This window comes from Helicobacter valdiviensis, from assembly GCF_003245365.1.
GTDB classification, from domain to species: domain Bacteria; phylum Campylobacterota; class Campylobacteria; order Campylobacterales; family Helicobacteraceae; genus Helicobacter_D; species Helicobacter_D valdiviensis.
Map to the genome: position 1 here is coordinate 19,240 of NZ_NBIU01000024.1, position 14,437 is coordinate 33,676.

Annotated in this window: 17 protein-coding genes; all 17 read left to right on the plus strand. The window is 33.2% G+C overall.

The window, feature by feature from the left end:
- Nucleotides 1-12 precede the first annotated feature (12 nt).
- The 17 genes from B6S12_RS07845 (at nucleotide 13) to folE (ending at nucleotide 13,373) form a co-directional block, all read left to right on the plus strand.
- Entirely contained in the window at nucleotides 13-438 is a 426-nt protein-coding gene (locus B6S12_RS07845) for a F0F1 ATP synthase subunit B family protein (protein WP_111230245.1), read from the plus strand.
- A 9-nt stretch (nucleotides 439-447) separates the two neighbouring features.
- Nucleotides 448-957 carry a F0F1 ATP synthase subunit B gene (locus B6S12_RS07850; protein ID WP_111230246.1) on the plus strand — a complete coding sequence of 170 codons (510 nt, stop codon included), beginning with the start codon at nucleotides 448-450 and terminating at the stop codon, nucleotides 955-957.
- On the plus strand, nucleotides 958-1,494 hold the full coding sequence (locus B6S12_RS07855) for a F0F1 ATP synthase subunit delta (RefSeq protein ID WP_111230247.1): 537 nt from the start codon (nucleotides 958-960) through the stop codon (nucleotides 1,492-1,494). It begins immediately after the preceding gene.
- Between the two features lie 21 nt (nucleotides 1,495-1,515).
- Nucleotides 1,516-3,030 (plus strand): F0F1 ATP synthase subunit alpha, encoded by a 1,515-nt coding sequence (gene atpA / locus B6S12_RS07860; protein WP_111230248.1) that lies wholly within the window; start codon nucleotides 1,516-1,518, stop codon nucleotides 3,028-3,030.
- A 15-nt stretch (nucleotides 3,031-3,045) separates the two neighbouring features.
- Nucleotides 3,046-3,930 (plus strand): ATP synthase F1 subunit gamma, encoded by an 885-nt coding sequence (atpG, locus tag B6S12_RS07865; protein ID WP_111230249.1) that lies wholly within the window; start codon nucleotides 3,046-3,048, stop codon nucleotides 3,928-3,930.
- Nucleotides 3,931-3,943: 13 nt separating this feature from the next.
- Entirely contained in the window at nucleotides 3,944-5,347 is a 1,404-nt protein-coding gene (gene atpD, locus B6S12_RS07870) for a F0F1 ATP synthase subunit beta (protein WP_111230250.1), read from the plus strand.
- A gap of 10 nt (nucleotides 5,348-5,357) precedes the next feature.
- A complete protein-coding gene (gene atpC / locus B6S12_RS07875; protein ID WP_111230251.1) occupies nucleotides 5,358-5,750 on the plus strand; it encodes an ATP synthase F1 subunit epsilon in 393 nt (130 codons plus the stop codon).
- Nucleotides 5,747-6,331 (plus strand): MotA/TolQ/ExbB proton channel family protein, encoded by a 585-nt coding sequence (locus B6S12_RS07880; RefSeq protein ID WP_111230252.1) that lies wholly within the window; start codon nucleotides 5,747-5,749, stop codon nucleotides 6,329-6,331. The genes atpC and B6S12_RS07880 overlap by 4 nt, the downstream gene beginning before the upstream one ends.
- Nucleotides 6,332-6,336: 5 nt before the next feature.
- Complete coding sequence (locus tag B6S12_RS07885) at nucleotides 6,337-6,732, plus strand: ExbD/TolR family protein (protein WP_111230253.1); 396 nt, start codon at nucleotides 6,337-6,339, stop codon at nucleotides 6,730-6,732.
- Nucleotides 6,733-6,787: 55 nt separating this feature from the next.
- Nucleotides 6,788-7,462: an energy transducer TonB gene (locus B6S12_RS07890; protein ID WP_245892613.1), complete on the plus strand. Its 675-nt coding sequence runs from the start codon at nucleotides 6,788-6,790 to the stop codon at nucleotides 7,460-7,462.
- Nucleotide 7,463: 1 nt separating this feature from the next.
- The gene (gene tolB, locus B6S12_RS07895) at nucleotides 7,464-8,732 is read left to right on the plus strand and encodes a Tol-Pal system protein TolB (RefSeq protein WP_111230255.1); all 1,269 of its coding nucleotides are present in this window, start codon (nucleotides 7,464-7,466) and stop codon (nucleotides 8,730-8,732) included.
- 75 nt (nucleotides 8,733-8,807) lie between these two features.
- Nucleotides 8,808-9,326 (plus strand): OmpA family protein, encoded by a 519-nt coding sequence (locus tag B6S12_RS07900; RefSeq protein ID WP_111230256.1) that lies wholly within the window; start codon nucleotides 8,808-8,810, stop codon nucleotides 9,324-9,326.
- Nucleotides 9,327-9,347: 21 nt separating this feature from the next.
- A complete protein-coding gene (locus B6S12_RS07905; protein ID WP_111230257.1) occupies nucleotides 9,348-10,205 on the plus strand; it encodes a tetratricopeptide repeat protein in 858 nt (285 codons plus the stop codon).
- A gap of 17 nt (nucleotides 10,206-10,222) precedes the next feature.
- Nucleotides 10,223-10,738: an FKBP-type peptidyl-prolyl cis-trans isomerase gene (locus B6S12_RS07910; RefSeq protein WP_111230258.1), complete on the plus strand. Its 516-nt coding sequence runs from the start codon at nucleotides 10,223-10,225 to the stop codon at nucleotides 10,736-10,738.
- Nucleotides 10,729-11,898: a tRNA pseudouridine(13) synthase TruD gene (gene truD, locus B6S12_RS07915; protein WP_245892614.1), complete on the plus strand. Its 1,170-nt coding sequence runs from the start codon at nucleotides 10,729-10,731 to the stop codon at nucleotides 11,896-11,898. Before B6S12_RS07910 ends, truD begins: the two co-directional genes overlap by 10 nt.
- Nucleotides 11,898-12,821 (plus strand): zinc metalloprotease HtpX, encoded by a 924-nt coding sequence (gene htpX / locus B6S12_RS07920; RefSeq protein ID WP_111230260.1) that lies wholly within the window; start codon nucleotides 11,898-11,900, stop codon nucleotides 12,819-12,821. Before truD ends, htpX begins: the two co-directional genes overlap by 1 nt.
- A gap of 12 nt (nucleotides 12,822-12,833) precedes the next feature.
- Nucleotides 12,834-13,373 (plus strand): GTP cyclohydrolase I FolE, encoded by a 540-nt coding sequence (gene folE, locus B6S12_RS07925; RefSeq protein ID WP_181451009.1) that lies wholly within the window; start codon nucleotides 12,834-12,836, stop codon nucleotides 13,371-13,373.
- Nucleotides 13,374-14,437: the final 1,064 nt, after the last annotated feature.

Consider the following 14,437-nt stretch of genomic DNA (forward strand, 5'->3'; position numbering starts at 1 on the left):
AAAGGAGTTAAAATGACTATTATCCCAACTCCTTGGGTAATGGCTTTAGTTTTAGTGATTTTTTTGATTTTAATTTATTTGTTAAATCAAATTTTATACAAGCCTTTAATTGGTTTTATGGATGCTCGCGATGCTTCTATTAAGAGAGATAGTGAGGGGATTGAAGGCAATACTAATGAAATTAAAATGCTTAAAATGGAAGCAGAAGAAGTTTTGGTAAAAGCTAAGCAAGAAGCTGCAGATATTAAGAGCAAAGCCCAAGAGGTAGCAAAAGAGAAGGCGGAAATTAAGATTTCTCAAAAAAAGTCAGAGCTTCAGCAAAAATATCTTGAATTTACAAGAGAGCTAGAAGATGAGAAAGAAAGATTGCAAGAGACATTGTTAGGACAAGTTCCACAATTTCAAACTGCTTTGCAAAGCAAGTTAAAAAACATTTAAGGAGAAAGAATGAAAAAAATTTTATTGTTTTTATTGTTAGCTCCTTGCTTTGTGTATGCTGCAGGGGCAGGTGGAGAAGCAGATATTATAGAGCGAACTATAAATTTTGTAATTTTCTTTGCGTTAGTGTATTATTTTGGTGCAGATAAAATTAAAGTGATTTTTAAAGAGCGTAGAGATGGGATTGCACAGTCTTTAGCTAAAATTGAAGAGAAACTTCAAGAAAGCAATAAAGAAAAGCAAAAGGCATTAAAGCAATTAGAAGAAAGCAAAAAAATGGCGAGTGATATTATTGAGACTGCTCATAAAGAATCAGCAATGATTGCTCAAAAAATTGAAGAAAATACAAAAAATGAGATTGAAAACCTCATTAGACACTTTAATGAAGAGATGAGTTATGAGAGACGCAAGGTGGAAGCTAGTGTGATTGAAGCCACTCTAGATAAGTTTTTAAATAAAGAAGCAATTATTCTTGATAAAGAAGTGCTAGGCAATGCACTATTAAAAAAGGTGGCGTAAATGAAAGAATTAATTGCTAAAAGATATATTAAAGCTTATGCAAAAGGTGCTTCGCTAGAAGAGATGTATGAATTGCAAAAAATGCTTTCTCTTTTGGGAGCGGCATTTGAGATTGCTAAATTTAGAGAAATTTTAACTGCACCTAGTGTGAGTATGCAGGAGAAAGAAAAATTTATTTTGGAAAATATTTTAGAAAACAAAATTAGTCCTAAGCAAATAAATTTTATTAAACTCTTATCTGAATATGGTAGATTAGAAATTTTGCCACAGCTTTGCATAGAAGTTGCCTCTTATATTGCAATGCTAAATAAAGAATATATTGCAACTCTCATCACTCCTAGTGCATACGAAGAAAGTGTGCTAAAAGAGTTTGAAGAGAAGTTTGGTAAAAAGTTAGGTGTTAAACTAGCATTAGAACAAAATGTTGTAGAAAATGCTGGTATTAAACTTGTTGTAGAAGATCTTGGGGTGGAAATTTCTTTTTCTAAAGAGAAATTGATTCAAGATTTAAAAAGTCATATTTTAAAAGCATTTTAATTTTATTTTTAAGGAGTAATAGTGGTAGCGAAATTACAAGCCGATGAAATTAGCTCGATCATCAAAGAAAGAATTGATAACTTTGAGCTTGACTTGAATATTGCTGAGACTGGTAAAGTAATAGCATATGCAGATGGAGTTGCAAAAGTATATGGTCTTAAGAATGTAATGTCTTATGAAATGGTGGAATTTGATACAGGTGATAAAGGACTGGCATCAAGTTTAGAAGAAGGCAGTGTTGGAGTTGTAGTTTTAGGTGCTGGAAAAGATATTAAAGAAGGCACATCTGTAAAAAGATTAGGAAAGCTTTTGCGTGTTCCAGTAGGTGATGGCTTGATGGGGCGTGTTGTGAATGCTTTGGGAGAGCCTATTGATGGCAAAGGTGCTATTGAGGTAAGCGAATATCGTTTTATGGAAGAAAAAGCACCAGGGATTATGTCAAGAAAATCAGTTCATGAACCTCTTCAAACTGGTTTAAAAGCTATTGATGCACTTGTGCCAATTGGTAGAGGACAAAGAGAGCTAATTATTGGAGACAGACAAACAGGTAAAACAACTGTGGCCATTGATACAATCATTAACCAAAAGGGACAAGATGTAGTTTGTATTTATGTAGCAATCGGACAAAAAGAATCAACAGTAGCACAAGTTGTAAGAAAGCTTGAAGAGCATGGAGCAATGGAATATACTATTATTGTGAATGCACCTGCTTCTACTTCTGCTGCTATGCAATACCTCGCTCCTTATGCAGGCGTAACTATGGGTGAGTATTTTAGAGATAATTCTCGTCATGCTTTGATTGTATATGATGATTTAAGTAAGCATGCGGTAGCTTACCGTGAGATGTCTTTGATTTTAAGACGCCCTCCAGGTCGTGAAGCATTCCCAGGAGATGTTTTCTATCTACATTCAAGATTGCTAGAGCGTGCTGCTAAAGTGAGTGATGAGCTTGGTGCGGGTTCTTTAACTGCATTACCTATTATTGAAACACAAGCGGGGGATGTTGCAGCTTATATTCCTACAAATGTTATTTCAATTACTGATGGACAAATTTTCTTAGAAACAGATTTGTTTAATTCAGGTATTAGGCCTGCTATCAATGTTGGTTTATCTGTTTCTCGTGTTGGGGGTGCTGCCCAAATTAAAGCAACTAAACAAGTTTCAGGAACTCTAAGACTTGATTTGGCTCAATATAGAGAATTACAAGCATTTGCACAATTTGCATCAGATTTAGATGAATCAAGCAGAAAGCAATTAGATCGCGGTCAAAGAATGGTTGAAGTATTGAAGCAACCACCTTACTCTCCATTACCAATTGAACGCCAAGTTGTGATTATTTTTGCAGGTGCACAAGGATATATGGATGATGTTCCGGTTTCACACATTACCAAGTTTGAAGCAAATCTTTATCCATTCTTAGAAGCAAAATATCCACAAATTTTTGAAGATATCCGTTCTAAAAAAATGTTGGATAAAGATATAGAGGAAACTCTTAAAAAAGCATTAGAAGAGTTTAAAGCTTCTTTTGCTGTATAAAAATAGGAAGTTGTAATGGGAAACAATCTTAAGGATATTAGAAAGCAGATTTCAAGCGTTCTAAATACTCAAAAGACAACAAGAGCGATGAAGCTAGTTTCTACATCTAAGCTTAAAAAAGCTGATGAAATGGCTAGACGCTCTAAAAAATATGCTAATAAGATTGCAGAGGTTCTAGCAGAGATTAAGCAAAAAGTTTCTAGCAATCAAGAATTTCATCAAAGTGCATATTTTACTGCTAGTGCTAATACAGGGATTGTAGATATTATTTTGGTTACTGCAGATAAAGGTTTATGCGGTGGATTTAATATCAATACAATCAAAGAAGTTAATAGGCTAATTGCAGATTATAAAAATCAGAATATGAAGGTTAGACTTCGTGTTATTGGTAAAAAAGCTATTGAGTATTATAAGTTTAACGAAATTGAAATATTAGATAGTGCGGTAGGACTTAGTGCTGTGCCAAATTATGAAAAAGCGGCAGAATTTATAAATAAAGCAGTAGCAGATTATCTTAGTGGTAAGACTTCTAAGGTAATTATGGTACATAATGGCTTTAAAAATATGATAGCTCAAGAGATGAAAGTAGCACAAATTCTACCTATTGAGGGAATGGAGCAAACTGGTGAATATTCTTCGGTTTTAGAAGTAGAGCCTAACGATCAAGAAGATTTTGTATTTGATCAATTAGCGGCAAAATATGTAGAATTTAGTATGTATTATGCTTTGATTGATTCTTTGGCAGCAGAGCACAGTGCGAGGATGCAAGCTATGGATGCAGCTACAAATAATGCAGGAGAATTAGCAAGAAGCTTGACGGTGGCTTATAATAAAGCTAGACAAGAGGCGATTACAACAGAGTTGGTAGAAATTAATACTGGCGTTGAGTCAATGAAATAAGGAGTAAAAGAAAATGACAGGTAAGATTATTCAGGTTATGGGTCCTGTGGTAGATGTGGATTTTGATGCTTATCTACCTGCGATCAACGAAGCATTAGATGTTGAATTTTCTATTGAGGGAGATTCAAGAAAGCTTGTTTTAGAAGTAGCAGCACATATTGGTGATAACAGGGTGCGTGCAATTGCTATGGATATGACAGAAGGTTTAATCCGCGGACAAGAAGTAGTAGCAAGAGGAAATCCTATTAGTGTTCCAGTAGGCGAGCAGGTTTTGGGAAGAATCTTTAATGTAACAGGTGATGTTATTGATGGTGGAGAAGAGTTAAAAAATCCAGAAAAATGGTCTATTCATCGTTCTGCACCTACATTTGAAAACCAAAGCACAAAAACAGAAATGTTTGAAACAGGTATTAAAGTAGTAGATTTACTTGCTCCTTATTCTAAAGGTGGTAAAGTAGGTTTATTTGGTGGTGCAGGTGTTGGTAAAACAGTTGTTATTATGGAGCTTATCCACAATGTTGCTTTTAAGCATAGCGGTTACTCTGTTTTTGCTGGTGTTGGTGAGAGAACAAGAGAAGGAAACGATCTTTATCATGAGATGAAAGAATCGGGTGTTTTGGATAAAGTTGCCTTGTGCTATGGACAAATGAATGAGCCACCAGGTGCGAGAAATAGAATTGCCTTTACTGGTTTGACTATGGCAGAATATTTTAGAGATGAAAAGGGCTTAGATGTATTAATGTTTATTGATAATATCTTTAGATATGCTCAATCAGGTGCGGAGATGTCAGCACTTCTTGGAAGAATTCCTTCAGCTGTTGGTTATCAGCCAACTCTAGCAAGTGAGATGGGAAAACTTCAAGAGAGGATTACATCTACTAAAAAAGGTTCTATTACATCAGTTCAAGCTGTATATGTTCCTGCAGATGACTTGACCGACCCAGCTCCTGCCTCTGTTTTTGCGCATCTTGATGCAACAACAGTTCTTAATAGAAAGATTGCAGAAAAAGGTATTTATCCAGCAGTAGATCCACTTGATTCTACTTCAAGAATTCTAGATCCTCAAGTAGTAGGGGAAGAACATTACAGAGTGGCTACAAGTGTGCAACAAGTATTGCAAAAATATAAAGATTTGCAAGATATTATTGCAATTTTAGGTATGGATGAGCTTAGTGAAGAGGATAAAAAAGTAGTTGAAAGAGCTAGAAAGATTGAAAAATTCCTATCACAACCATTCTTTGTTGCAGAAGTATTTACAGGAAGTCCAGGTAAGTATGTAACTTTACAAGAAACATTAGAAGGCTTTAAGGGAATTTTAGAGGGTAAATACGATCATATTCCAGAGAATGCTTTCTATATGGTTGGGAACATTAATGAAGTTCTTGAGAAAGCGGAGAAGCTAAAAGCTAAAGCATAAGGAGTTTTTAGTGGAAACTTTAAAATTAAATATTGTAACACCCGAGGGAGAAATCTTCTCAGGTGATGTAAAAAGCGTAACACTACCAGGAAGCGAGGGAGAATTTGGAGTTCTTCCAGGACATATTGGAGTTGTTAGCGTTTTAAATACAGGTGTTATTGAAATACAAAAAGAAGATTTAACAACAGAGATGGTTGCTATTAATTGGGGACATGCTAAAGTTGATGAAAAAAGTGTAGATGTTTTAGCAGAAGGTGCAGTAGCTATCAATGGAGAAAATGAGGGAGAAATCGCTCAAGCTATCCAAAATGCTAAAAAACTGCTTGAAGAATCAACTGATAATCGTATGGCTTCTTCAATGGTAATTTCTCGTATTGAAAATGCTGCAAAGAGTATTTTGTGAGTTTGACTTTTTTTAATGATATAGGATTTGTTACGCTAGGGGTTCTAGCGTGGCTTTCTTTATATTTTATTTGTGTAGTATGGGTATTTTTATACCGCTATTTTAGGCTTTCTTCTATTATTTCTAACGAAAAAGAAGCGGTGGAGTCTTTGCTTATGGGCAAAAATTCTTTAATGGCAAGTTCTGCTTTAAGTATCAACTTAAGAAAAGTAGATAAAAAGATTACGCAATCTATGTTGCAATATTCAATGGATCAAGCTATTAAGGATGCAACAGTAGGCTTATCTTTTTTGGCTATTGTAGCTTCAACAGCTCCTTTTATTGGCTTGTTTGGGACAGTTATAGAGATTTTAGAGGCTTTTTCAAAGTTAGGTATGAATTCTAAGGCTACACTTGATGTAATTGCTCCTGTGATTTCTAAAGCGTTGGTGGCAACAGCCGTTGGTATTCTAACTGCAATTCCTGCATATTCTTTTAATTTAATACTTAAAAGAAAAGTATTTGAATTAAATACTTATTTACAAGCTCAAATTAATATCTTGCTTAGTCCAAACAATAGCAAAACTACTACAATGGAGTAGGGAAAATGAGTTATATAAAATGGGATGAAAATCCAGAACTCAATATTACTCCTTTGGTGGATATTATGTTGGTGCTTTTGGCAATCTTGATGGTAACAGCACCAGTTATTGTGTATCAAGAAGAAATTACATTGCCTCAAGGTTCCAAAACATCAAAAATTACACAAGATTCTAAAATAGAAATCCGTATAGATGCAAAACGCAAGATTTATTTAAAAGAGGATAGTTATGATTTTAGGAATTTTGCAGATGCTTTTATGAATTTTTCTAATGGTTTTGATAAAAATACTCAAGTTTATATTAGAGCAGATAAAAATCTAAAATATGATGATGTAATCTATATCTTAAAAGTGGCAAAAGAAGCTGGATTTTTAAGAGTTTCATTAGTAACAGATGCCTAAGAATACTTTATTTTTTCTAAGCGGATTAAGCGCATTTTTAAGCTATGGATTAATTATGGCTTTTTTGTATTTACAGTTTTTGCAAACACAAAAAGAACCTAAGGCTTATACAAATTTTCAAGAAACGACTTTTAATATTTCTCTGCTTGAAGTCAAAAAGGAGAATAAAAATGCTTCTAAACCAAAAAATCAAGAAAAAAAGGTAGAAAAAATCCCACTTGCTAAAGAGAGTGCCTCAAGAACTCCTAATGTTGGCTTAGGGGTTAATAAGCTTTTTTCGCAAGTAGAAACTAAGCAACCCCTAAAAGAAGAAGTTAAAAAAGAACAGAGTATTAATGATATAGTAGCAAAAAAGAAAAAAGCACCCAAAACCACACAAGAAGATACTTTAAAAAATGAGCTAGAACAAATTATGTCAGATTTGCAAATGCAAAAAACAATGAGTTTTAATACTCCAAAAGGCGAATATAACGAGTTTTATGCAAAAGTGCAAGAGATTTTGTCTAATAATTGGAATCCAGCAAACCTCAAAGGAAGCTATGAGGCTTTGGTGATTGTGCAGATTAGTAATTTAGGAAAATTTACCTATAGAATTAAAAAATATTCCAACAATGCAGACTTTGATAGAGTATTGCAGGAGTTTTTAGATATAATGCTAAACACACAATTTCCAAAATATGAAGGTGGAAGTTTTACAAATATTGAAGTAACCTTTAAGACTAAGGAGTAAAATGAAAAAGCTATTGATAGTAGTATGGATATGTATAGGAACTCTTTTTGCTAAAGTGGATGCAACTTTAGAGGTGGTAAAGCAAGTAGGCGATGTTCCAACAGTTCTTATTCAGACGATAGATGGGGGTGGTGAACTTTCTCCAAAACTTAGTAGAATGTTAGCAGCAGATTTAAAAGTAACAGGGCATTTTAGTGTGCAAGAAGCACAAAAAACAGTTTTGGAAGAGGAAGCTATTCAATTTGATGCTTTAAGAAGTGAGGGGACTAATTTACTTCTTAGAGTTAATACACAAGAGGCACAAGAAGGATTGGTAGTAAAAGTGTTACTTTATGATATTAATTTGTCTAAAATGGTATTAAATAAAGAATATAGCACAAAAGATGCCAAGACTTATCCTTTTATTGCACATAGAATTGCAGTTGAAATTAATGATTATATCAAAGCACCTAAGGTAGATTGGCTTAGCAAAATGGTAGTTTTAGCGTATTATACAAAGCCAGGAGAGAGTAAAATTATTTATTCAGATTATACGCTTACTTTCAAGCAGACTTTGGTGGAAGGTGGATTAAATATTTTTCCAAAATGGGCTAATAAAGAGCAAAGTGCAATCTACTATACAAAATATTTAGATAAACCTACTTTATTTAAATATGATATGAAAACGGGTCAAACAACTCAAATGTTTAATAGTAATGGAATGCTTGTGGTTTCAGATGTGAGTGCAGATTCTAATAAACTTATTGTAACAATGGCGCCAAATGATCAGGCTGATGTGTTTTTATATGATATTGCTAAAAATAGTTTTCAGCAAATTACTAAATATAGAGGCATTGATGTAAGTGGTAATTTTATTGATAATGAACAAAAAATCATGTTTATTTCAGATAGATTAGGTTATCCAAATATTTTTAGTGTTTCTGTGGCTGGAGAAGGAATGGGGGCAGTAGAGCAAATGGTATACCATGGAAGAAACAATAATGCAGCAAATGCTTATGGAGAATATATTGTGTATTCTAGCCGTGAAAGTAGCGAGGAATTTGGGCGTAATACTTTCAATCTTTATTTAGTTTCTTCAAAAAGTAACTTTATTCGCAGATTAACGGCTAATGGCGTAAATCAGTTGCCTAGGTTTTCCAACGATGGAGAAAGTATTATGTATTTAAAACATCAAAATAATCAAAGTGCATTAGGAATAATTAGGCTAAATTATAATAAAACTTTTTTATTTCCATTACAAGAAGGAATTATTCAATCAATGGATTGGTAAGTTTTGTTTAATTTAAGCAAAACTTGCAAAGAAAATGTGTTATAATGCGTAATCTTAATAAAAAGGGAGAAATGAATGAAAAAAGTTTTAGTTTTAGGTTCATTAGTAGCGGCTTTATTAATCACAGGTTGTAGTCAAAAAAGCAGTGTAGAAACATCTGGTAGCACAACACAAGAGCCTACTTATTCTACAAGCGGTTTTAATGCTAATAGAGATAATTTTGTAAATATTGAAGAGAGAATGCAATATATTGAAGGATATGTGCAAAATATTTACTTTGATTTTGATAAATTTAGTATTCGTCCTGATATGCAAGGTGCAATTTCTGCAGATGCTGAAATCTTTAATTCTATGACAATGGGTTCTCTAAATGTAAGAGTAGAGGGAAATACAGATGAATGGGGAACAGATGAGTATAACTATGCACTTGGTTTAAAAAGAGCTTCTGCAGTTAAAGATGCGTTGGTGCAACAAGGTGTAGCAGAAGCAAAAATGGTTTTAGTAAGCTATGGAGAGAGTAAGCCAACTTGTAGTGCTAAAACAAAAGAGTGCTGGGCAGAAAATAGAAAAGTTACTTTTAAATTATTGCCTTAATTAGATTGAGGAGTATGAGCTTTGAAAAAATCACTAAGTTTCTTGATTTTATCTAGCTTTGCTCTTGGGCTTGAACCTTCTGCATTTAATGCAGGTGGTAGTGAGCCTCTAAAGAGTAAAGATCAAATTATAGAGGAAAGACTTTTTAATCTCTCAACGCGTCTTAAAACTTTAGAGGAATCGCAAGAGGGTTTAAAAAGTATTTTTGAAGGACAGATGAAAAGGACGCAAGAAAATTCTATTCGCGTTGATCAAGTCTTTAATGAAAGTAATGCAACCATTTCTAAAGTAACAGAGCATGTAGATAGTAATTTTGCATTGCAAAATGAGAATTTAGATAAAATGAAAGAAAGCATTTTAGCTTTGGGGGCTTTGGTAGAAAAGAATAATCAGCAGTTAAAAGAAGAAATTGCAAATATTAAAGCAGAATTAGAAACTCTAAAAGAGGCTAAAAATACAACTAAACAAGTAGCTAAGCAAGAACAAAATAAGAAAGAAGATTTAGAAGCTAAAATAGCTAAAATGGAACCTGCTAAGGCTTATGTAGAAGGTGAAAAATTGTTTTTAGAGGGCAAACACAATGAAGCCTCTCCTTATTTTAAATATACTATTGAAAAACTTTACAAGCCTGCAAAAAGTAACTATCTTATGGGAGAAATTGCATTTTTAAATAAGCAATATGAAGATGCAATTTTTTACTACAAGACAAGTGCAACACGCTATGATAAAGCAGACTATATGCCAAATTTAATGCTAAATAGTGCAAAATCGTTTCAGGCACTAGGGCAGACAGAAAATGCAAAAAATTTCATAGATACGCTAATTGCACTGTATCCAGATAGTAAAGAAGCTAAAGAAGCTAAAAAACTTTTAAATTAATTTAAGGAGTAAAATCAATGATAACAAATAATCAAGTAGTTAGTATTGAATATGAAGTAAAAGAAAAGGATAATGCTAATATTTTGGATTCTAATGTGGGTGGAAAACCTTTAGAATTTATTATGGGTAGTGGCGAGATTATCAAAGGTTTAGAAGAAGCAGTTGCAACTATGGAAGTAGGGCAGAGTAAGGAAGTGGTTGTGGAGCCTATCAATGCTTATGGTGAGTATAATTCAGAATATATTCAAGAAGTTCCACGCGATCAATTTGTAGGGATTGATTTGCAAGAAGGTATGACATTGTTTGGTCAAGGTGAAAATGGAGAAAGTGTGCAAGTAATTGTTAAAGGTTTTAATGATGAAGTTGTGATTGTGGATTATAATCACCCGCTTGCAGGCAAAACATTGCATTTTAATGTGAAGCTTTTAGGGATTAGAGAGGCTACAGAAAAAGAACTAAGTTGCGGATTGCATCATCAAGAGCATTCCCATGGCGGTGGAGGATGTTGTGGTGGAGGATGTGGTTGCCACTAACTAAAGAGGCTAAATGTGCCTTTGCTTATACGCATTCCCCTATCTTCTTTCATTTTTCGCAAAATCCTCGCGATTTTGTTGTGAGAGAAGAGCCACTTTATTCTTTTAGTGGTGCAGGGGAACATCTAATATTACAGGTTCGCAAAAAGAATCTTACTACTTTTTCTATGTTAAAAATCTTTTCTACATTTTTTGGTATTAAAGAAAAAGAAATAGGCTATGCAGGTTTAAAAGATAAAAATGCACTTACTTCGCAATTTATAAGTCTTCCAAAAAACAAAGTAGATAAAGAAAAATTGGCAAATTTCAAACACGAAGAGATTAAAATTTTAAGCCAAACTTATCATCAAAACAAGATTAAGTTGGGACATTTAAAAGGTAATCATTTTTTTATTCGCGTTAAAAAGCTAGATAGCATTAACCATCAAAAAATTTTAGAATTTATTAAAAAAGTGCAAATTTTTGGATTGCCTAATTATTTTAGTTATCAGCGTTTTGGAAATGATGGAGAAAATTATTTAGTAGGCAAAGAGATTGTAGAAGGTAAAAAAAGATTGCGTTCTAAAAAGATGGAGCAATTTTTAATAAGCAGTTATCAAAGCTATCTTTTTAACCAATGGCTTTCTTGCAGAATTGAGCTTTCAAGGTTGGTATGTGACTTTGAAGAAAAGCAGATAGAAAAAGTGTTTTTAGAATATTTTAAAACTAAATTTCAAGTAGATTTAAAAGAGAGAGTGCAAGGATTTTTAAATAATGCTTTTTATAAGCAAATAAAAGCACAGAAACATTTTTTCAAGCTGTTTGTAGGGGATTATTTGTGTCATTATCCTTTTGGAAAAAATTTTAAAATTGAAGATGTTTTCAAAGAAAGTGAGCGTTTTTTGCAAAAGGATGTTGTGCCTACAGGACTTTTAAGTGGAATTAAAGCGCAAAATGCGGAAGGATTGGCAAGTATTATTGAAGAAAATTTTACAGATATTAAAATTAAAAGTGTAGGGCAGAGGCGTTTTGCATGGATTTTTTTGGAAAATTTAGAATATTGTTATAAAGAAGAAGAAGCACAAGGGGAGTTTCATTTCTTTTTGCCAAAAGGTGCTTATGCTACAAACTTTTTAAGAGAATTAGCGCATCAAGAAATCAATCTAAAGGAGGAAGAATAATGTTTGATAAAATCATTGCTCAAAATCAGTTAAAAACTAAAATTGTGATTGTTATTTATATAGCTATTTTTCTTTTGGTGGGATTGCTTTTGGATATTATAAGAATTAATGCGACAAGTTTGAGTTATGGTTTTTATATGTTGCTAACTTTTAAAGAAGTGCCTATTATTACAATGATATCTTCACTGATAGCTTGTGGAATTATTTGGTATAGTATTAATAATTTTAAGGGGATTTTACTTGGTGGCACAGAATATAAAGAGATTGATATTGATAATCCCAAAACCAAACAAGAAAGAGATTTGTCTTGTATGTTAAAAGAGCTTGTAAGAGAAGCTAGAATTGACTTTACTCCCAAGCTTTATTTGATGGAAGCTCCCTATATGAACGCATTTGCTAGCGGTTGGAGCAAGGAAAATTCACTAATTGCTTTAACTTCGGCTTTGGTGCAAAATTTAACTTATGAAGAAACTAAAGCAGTAATGGCTCATGAGCTAAGCCACATAAGACATGGTGATATTCGCCTTACTTTAATGGTGGGTATTTTAAGCAATATTATGCTTTTAGTGGCAAATTATGGTGTGATGTTTTTTATGGATTCTAGAAGGGAGGGTGGTGCAAGGAACGCTAGAATGATTTTGCTAGTTTTGCAATTTGTTTTACCGCTTTTAACCATAGTTTTGCAGATGTTTTTAAGCAGGAGTAGGGAATATATGGCAGATTCTGGTGCTTCTTACTTAATGGGGGATAGCAAGCCTATGATTAACGCTTTACAAAAAATTTCTAATAATTATAGGCAATCTGATTATTCTTTGGTGGATAATAACCCAACGCGTAGTGCTTTATATATTTTTAGTGCAAAAGAGATTTTTAGCACGCATCCAAGTATTGAAAATAGAATCCGCGCTTTGATGAGTAGATAAATGGAAGAGAAAATAGAGCAAAATTTTAAAGAGATTTTGGAATTTATCGGCGAGGATAGTTCGCGTGAGGGATTAGCTCAAACGCCTAAAAGATTAATGGAGAGTTTTAAAGAGATTTTTAGTGGATATAGTGTGAATCCAAGTGAAATCTTAGGCACTACCTTTAATGAGGGTGCAAGTGATGAAATGGTTGTGCTAAAAGATGTGGAGTTTTATTCAATGTGTGAGCATCATCTATTGCCATTTTATGGAAAAGTCTCTATTGGTTATATCCCGGATAAGAAAATAGTTGGGATTTCTGCTCTTGTGCGTTTGGTGGAGGTTTTTTCAAAACGCTTACAAATTCAAGAGAATATGACAACTCAAATTGCAAAAACACTTATGGAAGTTTTAAATCCAAAAGGGGTTATGGTAGTGGTAGAAGCACAGCATTTGTGTATGATGATGCGTGGTGTAAAGCAGCAAAAGGGAACACTGATTACAAGTGCAGTGAGGGGAATTTTTAAAAGTGATCCTCGCACAAGAGAGGAATTTATGGGGCATATTCGCTAATTATATGAAAATATTTTATAAGTGCAAGCTGTTTAAAGAGTAGAGCATAAATGTGGTAGTCTAAAGTTATAATAAACAAACAAGGATTAAAAGATATTACAAGTTTTATAAAAAGGCAAAAAGAAAAGATTCTAACCTGCTTATTTTAACTTCGCTGGGGTTGTGAATTCCTCATTACGCGAGCGGGAGTTCCACTCCCTGCACCCACCTGAAGCCCCGTCCCACTACGCTACGCTTGCGGGGAGCTTCGCTCTTTGCCTTTAGAAGAATTTTTTAAAATGCTTTATCTAAGTTAAGCAGGTATTAACTAGAATCTTATTGGTTTTATAAGTGTTTGTTCTAGTTTTTCTTTGAGACTAGAACAAGAACTATTAAAGAAATTATAAATAAAATTATTAATTCCATACTAGCTCCTTTTTACATCTTCTAAAAGACAATAAAAACAAAGCTTAAAGCGTTGCAACTATAGCATAAAAAGATTAGTTTAAAAATTTTTATTACAAAATTTATTATTATATTGAGCGAAACAAAACAACTTTATTATTAAAATAATAAAAAAGTGAAATGTCACTGCGAGCAGTGAAACAACTTGCGTGGCAGTCTAAAAAACAACCTAAAGGTAAAACAATAGAATATTTGAGTTTTTTAAAAAGCTTTAAAATCTTTAAAAGAGATTGCCACGAGTTCTACTAACTCTCGCAATGGCAAGAGATTATCAATGAAATTATTAAAATTTTATAAGTTAAGGTTACAGGAATTAAAAATAAATTCTAGTAGTTACGGCATAGAATAAGAGTTTTAAAGGGTTTTTCAAGAGGTTAGCAACCTTTATGGGTTGTGCCTCTTGTAAAAATCCTTTAATCTATTATTATCTGTCTTGAATACGAATTTCTTCTATATTCTTTGAGCCATACAAGGATTATTCGTCTTAAAGTTTTCACTCACTACACAAGTTCTTTGGTTTAACACTCCTTTTTCTTCATCTAGTGTTTCTTTTTCTTCTTCTGCTGGTTTTATTAAGACTACTTGTTGTTTATCTAACATAGAAGCATTAATATCTTTTA